This is a genomic window from Paraburkholderia sediminicola (genome assembly GCF_902859805.1).
Classification (GTDB): Bacteria; Pseudomonadota; Gammaproteobacteria; order Burkholderiales; family Burkholderiaceae; genus Paraburkholderia; species Paraburkholderia sediminicola.
Map to the genome: position 1 here is coordinate 16,133 of NZ_CADIKC010000022.1, position 12,988 is coordinate 29,120.

8 protein-coding genes are annotated in these 12,988 nt (G+C 61.2%); 6 read left to right on the top strand and 2 right to left on the bottom strand.

Going from position 1 to position 12,988, the window contains the following annotated elements:
• The first annotated feature begins 329 nt into the window (after window positions 1-329).
• From R8871_RS37465 to R8871_RS37475, 3 genes are all read left to right on the top strand, one after another.
• Window positions 330-1,307, top strand: a complete 978-nt coding sequence (locus R8871_RS37465) for a hydroxymethylglutaryl-CoA lyase (RefSeq protein WP_175054934.1) — start codon at window positions 330-332, stop codon at window positions 1,305-1,307.
• On the top strand, window positions 1,304-2,560 hold the full coding sequence (locus R8871_RS37470) for a CaiB/BaiF CoA transferase family protein (RefSeq protein WP_175054935.1): 1,257 nt from the start codon (window positions 1,304-1,306) through the stop codon (window positions 2,558-2,560). Before R8871_RS37465 ends, R8871_RS37470 begins: the two co-directional genes overlap by 4 nt.
• Window positions 2,561-2,639: 79 nt before the next feature.
• Entirely contained in the window at window positions 2,640-4,124 is a 1,485-nt protein-coding gene (locus tag R8871_RS37475) for an MFS transporter (RefSeq protein ID WP_175054936.1), read from the top strand.
• A 1,190-nt stretch (window positions 4,125-5,314) separates the two neighbouring features.
• Here the strand turns inward: R8871_RS37475 and R8871_RS37480 are convergent.
• Window positions 5,315-6,229, bottom strand: a complete 915-nt coding sequence (locus R8871_RS37480; RefSeq protein WP_281370282.1) for a helix-turn-helix domain-containing protein — start codon at window positions 6,227-6,229, stop codon at window positions 5,315-5,317.
• Window positions 6,230-6,574: 345 nt separating this feature from the next.
• On the opposite strand from R8871_RS37480, the gene R8871_RS37485 reads away from it, so the two are divergent.
• The gene (locus R8871_RS37485) at window positions 6,575-7,351 is read left to right on the top strand and encodes an SDR family NAD(P)-dependent oxidoreductase (RefSeq protein WP_175054938.1); all 777 of its coding nucleotides are present in this window, start codon (window positions 6,575-6,577) and stop codon (window positions 7,349-7,351) included.
• A gap of 76 nt (window positions 7,352-7,427) precedes the next feature.
• Entirely contained in the window at window positions 7,428-8,966 is a 1,539-nt protein-coding gene (locus R8871_RS37490; RefSeq protein WP_054035445.1) for an amino acid permease, read from the top strand.
• A gap of 114 nt (window positions 8,967-9,080) precedes the next feature.
• Here R8871_RS37490 and R8871_RS37495 read toward each other — a convergent pair whose 3' ends face one another.
• A complete protein-coding gene (locus R8871_RS37495; RefSeq protein ID WP_175054939.1) occupies window positions 9,081-11,027 on the bottom strand; it encodes a hypothetical protein in 1,947 nt (648 codons plus the stop codon).
• An 851-nt stretch (window positions 11,028-11,878) separates the two neighbouring features.
• Here R8871_RS37495 and R8871_RS37500 point away from each other — a divergent pair.
• The gene (locus R8871_RS37500) at window positions 11,879-12,964 is read left to right on the top strand and encodes a glycosyltransferase family 4 protein (RefSeq protein WP_175054940.1); all 1,086 of its coding nucleotides are present in this window, start codon (window positions 11,879-11,881) and stop codon (window positions 12,962-12,964) included.
• Window positions 12,965-12,988 lie beyond the last annotated feature (24 nt).

The following is a 12,988-nucleotide window of genomic DNA, read 5'->3' on the forward strand; positions in this document are numbered from 1 at the left end:
TGTTTCTGGCTGCTTCTGACCGCTCCTGACAAGCGGCCTGGAGGTTTTCTCAACATTCCCGTTCCAACGCCCCTCAGCGTCATCCCGCCGTCCTCCGCACGCTCTCGCAACGCCCTTTCAGCGGCCGCGCTGCGCCTTCTGAAAAGCCCTTAAGGGTTTCCCCTTTGCGACGGCGCACGCCCGTCCCGCATGCCATTGCCGCCATCGCGAGCGGCGATGGAGTGCGTCGTCAACGCAGACTTTGCCGCACGGCCGCGCGCGGGCACGCTGTCACTCAGCGGCTTCATTTCCCGCATTCCACGCAAGATTCCAGACCGGGATTCAAGACCATGAGTGATACCCAGGAGCGCGTCGTCGTAACCGAAGTCGGCATGCGCGACGGCTTGCAAAGCATCGCACGCACAATGCCCACCGAGTTCAAGCGGCGCTGGATCGACGCCGCCTATGCCGCCGGCGTGCGGCATATGGAAGTCGCGTCGTTCGTGCCGGCGAAGCTATTGCCACAAATGGCCGACGCCGACGAAGTGATCGCCCACGCGCTCACCTATGACGATCTGATCGTGACGGCATTGGTGCCGAACCTGAAAGGCGCGCAACGTGCGCTCGATTCCGGCGTGCATCGGATCGTCGCGCCGATTTCAGTGAGCACGGCGCATAGCCTTGCCAATGTCCGCAAGACGCCTGTCGAGATGATCGAGTCATTTGCCGCGATGCGCGAGTTGATCGATAGCGCGGCCAGTGCGAACGTGCGACGCGTCGAATTGATCGCAGGATTGTCGACCGTGTTCGGCTGCACGTTACAAGGCGCGGTGCCTTACGCCGATATCGCCGCGATTGCGCGCGCTGCGTTGCAGGCGGGCGCCGATGTCATCGCGCTTGGCGACACCACTGGTGAAGCGACGCCGCGCCAGGTTGGCGAAATCATCGAACTGGTACGTGAGGTCGCAGGAAACAAGCTGCGCTCGCTGCATTTCCACGACACGCGCGGCCTTGGTCTCGCCAATACGCTGATCGCGCTGCAGCACGGCATCCGCGAATTCGACGCGTCGCTGGCAGGCCTCGGCGGCTGTCCGCATGCGCCAGGCGCGACCGGCAACGTGAACACGGAAGACCTCGTATTCATGCTCGACAGCATGGGTTACGACACCGGCATCGACCTCACCCGACTCATCGCGTCGCGCGACATTCTCGCCGACGCGCTCCCTGGCGAACCGCTGTACGGCTATCTGGCGCGCGCCGGTTTGCCGAAGCAGTTCAGTGCCGCTGTTCAACGTTTTGAATCTTCCGAATCGCGGGTGTCGCAATGACCTCAGTTTCTTCTACGTCTGCTTCGTCTGCATCTGCTACATCAACGCCTTCAGCAGAGCAACAGGGTGCGTTGCCGCTTGCGGGCATTCGCGTGATCGAGTTGTCGCATATGGTGATGGGACCGACCTGCGGGATGATTCTTGGCGACCTCGGCGCTGAAGTCATCAAGGTCGAGCCACCGCGCGGAGACGGTACGCGCCGTTTGCTCGGCACCGGTGCGGGTTTTTTTCGTACCTTCAATCGCAACAAGAAAAGTGTCGCGCTCGATCTCGATACGGAAGCAGGATTGGCCGCGCTGCACAAACTGGTCGATACCGCGGATGTATTCGTCGAGAACTTCAAGCCGGGTCGCATGGCGAGCCTGGGCCTCGATTACGCATCGCTTCGCGAGCGCAATCCCAGGCTGATCTATGTCTCGCACAAGGGATTTCTAAACGGTCCATACGAGCACCGTCTCGCTCTGGACGAAGTCGTGCAGATGATGGCCGGCCTTGCCTACATGACGGGACCGGTAGGCCGGCCGTTGCGCGCGGGGAGTTCGGTCAACGACATCATGGGCGGCATGTTCGGCGCGATCGGCGTGCTTGCCGCGCTTCACGAACGGCATACGAGCGGACGCGGCAAGGAAGTACAGAGCGCGCTGTTCGAGAACTGCGTGCTGCTTTCCGCGCAACACATGCAGCAGTTCGCCGCGACCGGCGTACCCGCTGCGCCGATGCCCGAGCGCATCAGCGCGTGGGCCGTCTACGACGTGTTCCGGCTCGCCAACGACGAGCAGATGTTTATCGCAGCCACGGGTGACGGCCAGTGGCGCGCGCTGTGCGCGATTCTCGGTCGCGCCGACCTGCTGGCCGATCCGCGCCTCGCGACTAACAACGACCGCGTGCTGGCGCGCGAGTGGCTGCTGCAGACGCTCGGTGAAACCTTGAGTCGCTTCGAAGGCGCGGCGCTCGTGCCGCTGTTCGAGCGCGACCACATTCCCTTCGCGTCGATCACGAAACCCGAGGACCTGTTCGACGATCCGCATCTGAACGAAAGCGGCGGTCTTGCGCGATTGACGCTCGATGACGGCAGCGAAACCGCAATGCCCTTGCTGCCGATTTCGATGGATGGAGCGCGTCTGCAACCGCGCTCGCCGATTGCAAAGATCGGTGAACATACCGCCGACGTGCTGCGCGGTTTGGGCTACGACGAAGCACAGATCACGGCATTGGGCGGCGGCGTAGCGCAGGTGCCGCGAGAAGCTGCATGAGGGTAGCGGCGCGCTTGATGCGTCGAACGTAGTCAATCAATCTCATCCGGCGTCAGACCGGAAATCATGGAGACAGACGATGAAATCGTCGAATCATGCGGTGTATGCGACAGCGGTCGGCGATGCTGGCGCGCTGGGTGGTTTGCCCTCAGGCGCCGGTGCATCGGCCGGCGGCCGTGCTGACGAGATCGCGCTGAATGGCGCGCGTATTTCCGCGCGGCTCGACCGCTTGCCCGCGACGCGTTCGATCTGGCAACTGGTCATGCTGCTGAGCCTCGGACTCTTCTTCGAACTGTATGACCTGATGTTCTCCGGCTACATCGCGCCGGGCCTCGTGCGCAGCGGCATTCTCACCGCGACGACGCACGGTCTGTTCGGCACCAGCGGCGTGGCGAGTTTCATCGCGGCGTTATTCGCAGGCCTGTTTATCGGCACGGCGGCATGCGGTTTTCTCGCCGACCGCTTCGGGCGGCGCGCGATCTTCACCTGGTCGCTGCTGTGGTACACCGCGGCCAACATCATCATGGCGTTCCAGGACACGGCGCTCGGGCTCAACCTCTGGCGCTTCATCGCGGGGATCGGTATCGGCGTGGAGATCGTGACGATCGGTACGTACATCTCCGAACTCGTGCCAAAACACGTGCGAGGGCGCGCGTCGGCCTTTTCGCAGGCTGTCGGTTTCTGCGCGGTGCCGATCGTCGCGTTTTTATCGTATTTGCTGGTGCCGCACCGTTACTTCGGCCTCGACGGCTGGCGTCTGGTCGTGCTGACTGGCGTAGTGGGCGCGATCGTGGTGTGGTGGATTCGCCTGCGTTTGCCGGAGAGCCCACGCTGGCTCGCACAGAAGGGGCGCATCGAGGAAGCCGACGCCGTGATGAAGCGACTCGAAGCGCGTGTGGAACGAGAATATGGACGGCCTTTGCCGGAGCCGGCGTTGCCCGAACCGGTGCGCGCCCGCGCGGCGTTTCGTGATTTGCTGGTGCCGCCGTATCGCAAGCGCACGCTGATGCTGATCATTTTCCACGTGTTCCAGACGATGGGTTATTACGGCTTCGCGAACTGGATTCCGACGTTGCTGATCAAGCAGGGCATTACCGTCACGACGAGTTTGATGTACGCGAGCATCATTGCGATCGCGGCGCCCCTTGGACCGTTGCTGGGGATGCTGATTGCCGACCGCTTCGAGCGTAAGACGGTGATTATCTGCATGGCTGCGGTCAACGTGGTGTGCGGACTGCTGTTCAGTCAGGCGCGGGAGACGGTGTTGCTCGTGAGTTTGGGCGTGTGCCTCGTTCTGGCGGGCAACATTATTTCTTATAGCTACCACGCATATCAGGCCGAGCTGTTTCCGACCAGTATTCGCGCGAGGGCAGTGGGGTTTGTTTATTCGTGGAGCCGGATTTCGGCAATGTTCTCCGCGTTCGTGATTGCGGGATGCTTGAACCGGTTTGGCGTGAACGGGGTGTTTGTGTTTATTTCGGGGGCGATGATGATCGTCATGCTGGCCATCGGGACGCTTGGGCCGAAGACGCGGGATGTCGCGCTGGAGGATATTTCGAGGTAAAGCGGATGGGTGAGGCCCGCCTGGCGGGGCGGGCTTGCTGCCTGGTTCGTGCTGCTTTAGTGCTTCTTTAGTGTTTCTTTGGCGTTGCCGAAACGGTTGGCGCTACGCGGATCGGGGGTGCGCCCGACGGCGTCGTGGCCGGTGTGGGTTTCTTGGCCTGCTTCGGTTTCTTTACTTCGCGGTTACTGCGCATTTGACCTTTTGCCATGATGGGCTCCCCAGTAGGCTTTTATCGCTCCGCGAGGGAGCAGTTGGATAGTGTGCGCTGAATTTTGGGTTTATGGGGGAGGATTTGCGGTTTTTTGCCTGCTCGGCGTTTTTGTTTGTGGTTCTGGGGGTGGTGTCTTTTCTTGTTCTGGCTTTGGTGCCTTTCCTTGACATGTTAGTGGTCTATTAGCGTTGCCCCTGTGCGGGGCGGCACTTACTTTCTTTGCCGCCGCAAAGAAAGATAAGCAAAGAAAGCGGCTCAAACCGCTAATGCTAAGTGGGCACCGTGGTCTGCTGCGGGTAGTGGTGCGACTGGAATCCGTGTTCTCGCACATTCCACGTTAGTGACAAAGGACTCATCAGCTCCCATTCCGCACTACGTGCGTTGCGGACGGGTCTGCATGGGAAACCACGGGCTTTGGTCGAGGTTTGTGGGGGCCGTCGGCTTCGCCTCGGCGAGGCGCCTCTGCATTCGCTCGGGAACCCCCACTTCAAATGAAATATCGATCAGTCGCCCTCACACTCCCAGCAGCCATGCAATGACGAGTTTCGGCGCTGAGCAAGGCGCGAATGTCTGAGCGCGAAAGCACAACGCGAGAGCACAAACGCGAGAGCACAAACGCAAGGGCACGAGCGCGGGAGCGCAAACGTGTGGGAACGTGCGAGCTAAAACGTAGCGGGAGGTTTTAAGAAGTACTCTTCGGCGCGCGCAGCGCCGCCGGAAGTATGACGCCCTTGTCACTGGCGTATGCAGGGGCACGAACCCAGATTCCAGATGCACCACTACCCGTAGCAGACCACGGTGCCCACTTAGCATGAGCGGTTTGAGCCGCTTTCTTTGCTTATCTTTCTTTGCGGCGGCAAAGAAAGTAAGTGCCGCCCCGCACAGGGGCAACGCTAATAGACCACTACCAAAGCAAGGAAAGGCACCAAACCCAGAACCACAAACAAAAGCGCCGAACAGGCAAAAAAAACCCAAACCCTCACCCCGCGCGCGCGCGACTACGCCGCCAGGTCTCCGATGGCAACTCCCCAAACTGCCCCCGATACTCATTGGAGAAATTCCCAAAATGCCAGAACCCCCACCGCGTAGCGACCTCAGTAACAGACCCAGCGGCTCTCAATTCCCGCCGCACATGATCCAGCCGAACCGCTCGTATATACGCTGAAGGATTCACCCCAACCGTATCCTCAAACGCATACTGCAAAGTGCGCCGACTCGCGCGAAACCGGGCACATAACTCGGCGACTGACAGCGGGCAATCCGGCGACTCTTCCACCAACTCGCGAACGCTGCGCACAAGCTGCCAGTTCCGCGCGGTACGCGCTTCGACATTCCCGTGTGGATCGGCATCCCGCATTCCCTGCAATGCCTCGGCAAGACCAAATACCACCGACTTCTCGAACGAGGCCGCCACGCCGCCATCATCGAGCAACGTCGGCGTCGCACTCACAGCGTCAAGCAATTGCTTCAGCACCTCGCGAAAGCCCTGCAACCTCGCAGGATCCACATTCAACACACCAGGCCTCGCGCCCAGCAGCAGCGCAATCTCATCGAGCTGCGAGCGCAGCAAATGATCGGCAATCGCGTCAGGTTCGATCTCCAGATTCACCACCAGATGCGTGTCGGGCGATAAAAACTCGAACCCGCCATCGCCGGAAAACACATGCAGGCCGTCACGATGACTCGTCTGCCCGCAGAGCAAAGCATGCCCTTCGAGTTGAAATGGAATGCCCACGGCGAGCCTGGACCGCGCCACCTGGCCGCGTTGATAGACCGTGCGGTTCAGGCGTTCCACCAACACCCGCACGCCGCCCGCGGCGAACGAACTCACCGAGCCGTCAAAGGGGCCACGCGAAATCTGGCAATAGCTCTGGTTCCACGCGTCGAGCAACATCGCCTGCTCGTCGATGTTCCGGCAATAGCGAATCTCGACGGCGCTGCTTGTCTGATGGGCCGGCTGCATAGCTTCTCCCGATTCTGTTGGCGCTCCCCGAAAGCCTCGTGCCGACCAGTGTATGCGAAAAAAAGTCCGTGTCGCACCCGGGGTTCAGGCCGCCTGCGCTCATTCGGGTGCGCTTGAATCACCGCATGTAATGCATTTGTCAGTAAGGCGGATTTTTACGGGATTTTTACTTTTTGCCAATTTTGGATAGTCGCCGATTTTTGCCGCCCCTACTTTGTGCACAACGCAATGCAACACAACGCACTGGGCACTTGGGCACTGGAACGGGAGTCACGCATGAGCAGAGCGGCAGGCAGGCTGGAAGGCAAGATCGCGATCGTGTCAGGCGGCGCGACCGGTGCGGGCGGCGCGGCGTCGCTGCTATTCGCACAGGAAGGCGCGCAAGTCGCCGTGGTCGATATCAATACCGATGCGGGCGAGGAGGTCGTGACGCGAATTCGCGCGGCTGGCGGCACAGCCGAACTGTTCGCCGCCGATGTATCGAAGCGCGCCGCTGTGGACACGGCCGTGGCGAACATCATGGCGCGCTTCGGGCGCATCGACGTGCTGTTCAACCACGCCGGCAGCATCGTCGTGAAGCCCTTCGTCGATACCACCGACGAAGACTACGACTGGCTCATGAACGTCAACGTCAAAAGCATGTTCATGATGACCCGCGCGGTGCTGCCGCACATGCTCGCGGCAGGCGGCGGTTCGATCGTGTGCACCGCGTCGATTTCGTCGGTCGCGGCCACGCCGCTCGAAGTGCTGTACTGCACGACCAAAGGCGCATGCGCCATGTTCGCGCGATCGATCGCTGTCGAGTATCGCGACCGTGGCATTCGCTGCAACGCCGTGTGCCCCGGTTTCATCGATACCCCGCATGGGCGCCGCGAAATCAGCGCGCTCGCGAAGTATGGCTTCGATGCGAGCGAAGCGGCGCTGTCGGTGCAGCAGGGCCGTCTGTGCGCGCCGGAAGAAGTCGCGCGCGCCGCGCTCTTTCTCGCCAGCGACGACGCCAGTTTCGTCAACGGCGCGCACCTGTACGTCGATAACTGCTTTACGGCTGCGTGAGCCGGTCCTTCGTCGCGCGGTCACGCCTTAGCATCGCTCAGCCGCTTCGTCTTAACCCTGTTCAAAGGATCGCGTTATGGACATCAACACGGCGGTGCCGTCGGCGGAGTCGGCCGACAACGACGTCAAGCTGTTGCACAAGATGGGCTACGCGCAGGAACTGTCCCGGCGCATGGGGGCGTTCTCGAACTTTGCGGTGTCGTTCTCGCTGATCTGCATTCTGTCGGGCGGCATCACGTCGTTCCAGATGGGCTTGTCGGCAGCGGGCGGGGCGTCGATCGGGCTCGGCTGGCCGCTCGGCTCGCTGTTCGCGTTGGTCGTGGCGGCAGCGATGGCCCAGATCGCGTCGTCGTATCCGACGGCCGGCGGCCTTTATCACTGGAGTTCGATTCTCGGCGGCAAAATGTGGGGCTGGCTCACTGCGTGGCTGAATCTGCTTGGTCTCGTGTTCGTGGTCGCCGCGATCAACTACGGTACCTATGATCCGTTCTTTCGCACGCTGATCGCGCCGATGTTCGGTGTGAGTCCCGATTCGCTCGGCTGGTGGCAGCAGACGCTCTTTCTGACGGTGATCACCGCCTCGCAGGCGTTCCTGAATCATCGCGGCATTCGTATCACCAGCAAGATCACGGACCTGTCGGGCTATCTGATCTTCGTGGTGACGGTCATGCTGGTGGTGTCCCTGCTGGTGTATTCGCCGGTCAAGATTGATCTGTCGCGGCTCTACACGTTCACCAACTTCACCGGTATCGATGGCGGCGCATGGCCCAAGCAGACCATTGCCATGGCGTTTCTGTCCGGTTTGCTGTTGACCGCTTATACGATCACGGGCTTCGACGCTTCTGCGCATACCTCGGAGGAGACACATCAGGCGGCGCGCAATGTGCCGCGCGGCATTGTTGGCTCCGTGTTCTGGTCGACGACCTTCGGCTATGTGATGGTGTGCGCGTTCGTACTGGTGATGCCGGATATCACTGCCGGGGTGAAGCAGGGCACCGGGTTCTTCGAAGCGATTCTTGCGCCGATTCCGGGACCGCTGCGCATCCTCATCGAATTGCTGATGTTCTTCATCAACTACGTATGCGGTCTCGCAGCCGTTACGTCGACCTCGCGCATGATGTTCGCGTTTGCCCGCGACGGCGGCTTGCCTGGCTCGAAGTGGCTGCGCAAGGTGAATGCGGCACACCGTACGCCGGGCGCGGCGATCTGGACCTCGGCGGTGCTGGCGATCGTGGTGACGTTGTACGGTGATGCGTTCACTGTGCTGAGCGCGGGGAGCGCGGTGTTCCTGTTCATCTCCTACGCGATGCCGATTGCCGCCGGCATTTTCGCCGAAGGGCGCACGTGGAAGGAAAAAGGGCCGTTCCAGTTGGGCATGCTGTCGAAGCCGTTCGCGGTGGCTGCGGTGTTCGGCGCGCTCGTGCTCGCCTATGTCGGCATGCAGCCGCCTAACCAGAAAGTGGTGTACGTGATTGTCGGTTTGCTCGCGATACTGCTGGCGATCTGGTACGGCGCAGGTGTGCGCAAGAGCTTTGCGGGCCCGCCGATCGGCAAGGTGTCGAAGGAACGCGAGCAGGAGCTGAGCGGACTCGAGGGGAGACTGGGGGAAAGCTGACGCTCTGGGAGTGCGCGGCGAGGCGCCGCCATCCATGTCTGAACAAAATAACGTCAGCCGGCCCTGAAGCCGGCTGACGTTTTTACATCTACCGCATGATGCGGCGGTTGCTAATTAGATACCGACATATCCCACCGGCACCGTCGCGTTCGACTGGGCAACCGACGCATTATTCGACACCACATACACCGGCGATTCGGTCAGGTTGAGCGTCAGCGTCCCGTTGCTGTAGTTCGCGCTCGACGCATTGCCCATCATGTCGACCACCTTCACGGTGCCGCTCGTGCCCGGCGCATCCACCGTGAGGGTATAGGGCACGCTATAGGTCGAGCTGAAGCCGACGCTCGCGTCCCATACGCTATTGTTGTGCGCCCACAAAGCGGTGATCACCGCGCCATTGCCCACCTGCTGGAACGCGTACGCGTAGACGCCGGTCGGTGTGCCGTTCACCGCTCCAAGCGTGTGCGTACCGTCGAGCGTATGCGTCATCGCGCTGATCGCCATCGCAACCGGCTTCGGACTGATGTTCGTCGCGCCGAATGCGCCTTGCGCGTCGCTCAGGTCGAAGAACGTGCCGTAGCCGACTTCGCCCGGATAGTCCGCACCGTAGAACACATAGGTCTGATCCGCGCCTTCACCCAGCGTGATGATGTGCATGCGCGCCGCAACCGCCGCTTGCGCGTACAGCACGTTCGCGCTCGGATAGTTCGGACCGTACGAGCTGCCGAGGTCGTAGCTGATGCCGGCTTCCGTCGAGAACAGCTTCATGCCCGTGCGGTAGTCGGTGGCCATTTCCGCACGCAGCGCGCGCATCTGGCCGCGCAGCGAACCTGAGGCTGTCGACGGGTCGCTGTCGTAGCGCTCCGGCGGATGCGACGGCGAGGTGCCCGCGTCGTAGTAGCCATGCGTCGCCACCGCGTCGATGTATTGGCCGAAGCCGAGCGGCGCGAGGCGCTTCAGACGCGTCGTGGTCAGGCTCGGGAATGCGTCGGCCGGGCCCATCACCACCGCGTTCGAATCGGTGGAATGGATGCCCTGATAGACGGACTGATACAGCGCGATGAAATTGGCGTCGGTGTCGGTCCAGAACTGGTTGGGCTCCCACGTCACCTGATAGTAGTTCGCCGACTGGGTCGGGAAGTACGCCGCGCGAATCGCGCTCGATTCCGTGCCGACGCGGCTCATGTAGTTCTGGTAATACGAAAGGCTGGTCGGCACGCTGGTGTCGTCCTGGAACGCGCCGGTGCTGCTCGCCCAGGCGGGGATGCCGTCGAGACGGATCAGGCGCATCACGTTGCCGCTCTTGTAGAACGGATCGAGATTGTTCGCTGACGGATTGAAGGTGTTCGCGCCGTTCGGCTCCATCGTCGAGAGCTGGCGGTCGTCGATCGTCGACGAGATGCCGAGGTCGGCCAGCAGGGGGCCGTTGTCGTTCGCGCCCTGCATGCCGAAGCGGTGCTGTTCCTGGCGCGCGTAGGTAACCGCAGGCACCACCTGAGACAGGTTCGGCAGCACGCCAAAGGTCGCGATGCCGACCGGACGCGTGCCGGCCTGTGGCAGTTGGCCGCCGTTCTGCGCGAGCGTGCCCGTCGCGGCGAAATAGCCGGCGAGCGTCGAGGTGCAGTTCAGCGTGATGGTTTTCGAACCGCTCGGGACAGCGGTGCTGCCGCTTGCCGCCACTCGGCCGATGGTGTCTGTCACGGCCCAGTTCAGCGTGTCGGCGTTCGGTACGTTGGTGCTGAAGGCGAGCTGGAAGGCGGTGCCGGAAGCGAAGATGCGTGTGCCGTCCGCGCTCGGCGTGTCGGCGGAAATCGTGGCGCTGCCGGAGCCCGCCGAGACGGCCGGCGAAGCACAGCTGAGCGTCGCGACGGTGGTGCCCGCGCCGTTCACCGTGGCAGTGCCGCCGGTGCTGCTGTTGCCCGCCGCAGTCGAGTTGGACGAGCCGGAGCTGCCGTTGAGCTGGGTTGTTGCGTTGTTGCTGGCGCCGTTACCGCCGCCGCCACCGCCGCAGCCCGCTAGCGCGAGAGAAAGGGTCGAGAGTAGGAGTAGTTGCGATTTCATCAATCTAACCAATGCGTTTTCAGAACATTCGTTCGTCTCTTCGCGCGAAGCGCGTAGGGAGACAGAGCGAACATCGGGGGTTCAATTGCAAGCCAGCCGATGACCGAGGCATCGACACTGGCCGTCCTGGATGCGCAACCATTCAGTTGCGCGAAGGTGTGATGCCTTCCCGGGTTGTCGGCCCCGAACGCATTTCTCTGCAGAGAAATTCTTATCGTACGAATCCATGCCACTCGTCATGGCGGATTTGGCGGAATCGGACGACCGGGGAAGGTGTGACGAAAACAACGAACGTCTTGAGGAACAGCGCAATCCACATCGTAGTGCTTGAGTTCATCGCGCCATTCGATGAACTTTTTACTGTCCTGTAAGCAAGAAAGGCTCTGATGGGAAGAATCGACTGCAACAATACGCATTAGTATGTTTAAAAGAAGTAACGAGTCGTTACGTATGAACAATAATGCAGTACTAATTGCATTGATCGCATCAAAAAATACGTAAGATGAAATTAGTGCTTATCCGCCAAACAGAAATGGGGTCGAAAAGATTTGCAACGGATGCCTAACTATACGAATTGGGGTAAACCGCTGAGAAATGGGCGATAGCGCTCATTGCATAGCCGATGAAGTCTTGCAGATGGCGGAAAAGTGCTGGGCCTTCGGTGTAAGGTTTCCTCGCGATAGTGACTTCGCGGCGGAACTGTCGCTGTTTTACGGAGACGAGGCCGCGTCCCGCGAAAGGGGCGCGCCAGATAAACGATGATGGATGCCGACAGTTTTTTGGGGCCGGTACTAGTTGGTCGGCTTGTCCATCCGCTGCGCAAAAAAGGCGGTTATCCAGAGAGATAAATCGTGAGAATTCTTCAATTGGTTCATGCCCCGCGACTTTCCGGGGCAGAAGTACTTGTAAAGGGCCTCGCGATTCAGCATCAGCGCGGCGGCCATGAGGTCTGTATCACGTCGCTGCTTCCCCAGCAGGACGATTTCGTCGGCATTCGTGCGGAGCTGGAAGCCGCAGGCGTCACCTGCCTGTTCCCGACCAGCCGTCACGGCAGGGTGGGTAAATTGCTGCACCTGTATCGCGTGGTGCGCCAGTTCCGTCCCGACTTCATCGTGGCGCATGCCACGCTCGCCGCACTCTATGTGCGTCTTCTGCCCGTGCATACGCCGATCGCCTGGGTGATGCACTCCGGTGTCAACGACTTCGAAAACGGCGCGCTCAAGCAGGCCGAGCGTCTGCTGTCACGGCGGGCGAGAGCGATCATCGGCGTGTCGCAGCAAAATATCGACGACTATCTGCGCGAGATCGGCAAGCATCCGGCGATGGTCGTGATTCCGAATGGCGTGGATGCGTCGCTGTTCGCCGAAGACAACAACTCATCCGTACCCGATATCGCAGTGCCGGCGAAGCAGATCGTTCAGCTAGGCCGCTATATAGAAGGGAAGAGTCAGTTGGACACGATCCGCGCGTTCGAGCGCGTCGTGCAGAGCGAGCCTGAAGCGCACCTGCTGCTGTGCGGAGTCATCGAGGAGGTCGCCTATTACGAGGCGGTGGTCTCGCTGGTTCATCAGCTTGGCCTCGACAGCCGCGTGACGGTTTGTGGACCGCGCCTGGATGTCGCCGCGATTCTTCGCTCGTCGCGTGTCTTTGCCATGCCTTCGCGTTTCGAAGCGCAGAGCATCGGTTTCCTGGAGGCGCTCGCCTCGGGCATTCCTGTCGTGGCGAGCCGGATTCCGTCGTTCGGTTTTGCCAGTGGATTTGCAGGCGTCAATCTCGTCGACACGGCCGATCCGGAGGCCTATGGCCGCGCCTTGCTCAAGGCGCTCGACATGCCGCGAGCGAACCGGCAACTGGCGGGATACACGTTGCGCGACACGGCCGATCGCTATATGACGATTGCCCGGCAGTTCGTTCAGCCGCTGCGCGTGTCGACCTGAACCGCGCCGGATCGACCGGTTGGC

What these genes read in the sequence shown, in the direction of transcription:
- R8871_RS37465 (WP_175054934.1), top strand. Translation starts at nt 330, where the DNA reads ATGAGTGATACCCAGGAGCGCGTCGTCGTAACCGAAGTCGGCATGCGC.
- R8871_RS37470 (WP_175054935.1), top strand. Translation starts at nt 1,304, where the DNA reads ATGACCTCAGTTTCTTCTACGTCTGCTTCGTCTGCATCTGCTACATCA.
- R8871_RS37475 (WP_175054936.1), top strand. Translation starts at nt 2,640, where the DNA reads ATGAAATCGTCGAATCATGCGGTGTATGCGACAGCGGTCGGCGATGCT.
- R8871_RS37480 (WP_281370282.1), bottom strand. Translation starts at nt 6,229, where the DNA reads ATGTTGCTCGACGCGTGGAACCAGAGCTATTGCCAGATTTCGCGTGGC.
- R8871_RS37485 (WP_175054938.1), top strand. Translation starts at nt 6,575, where the DNA reads ATGAGCAGAGCGGCAGGCAGGCTGGAAGGCAAGATCGCGATCGTGTCA.
- R8871_RS37490 (WP_054035445.1), top strand. Translation starts at nt 7,428, where the DNA reads ATGGACATCAACACGGCGGTGCCGTCGGCGGAGTCGGCCGACAACGAC.
- R8871_RS37495 (WP_175054939.1), bottom strand. Translation starts at nt 11,027, where the DNA reads ATGAAATCGCAACTACTCCTACTCTCGACCCTTTCTCTCGCGCTAGCG.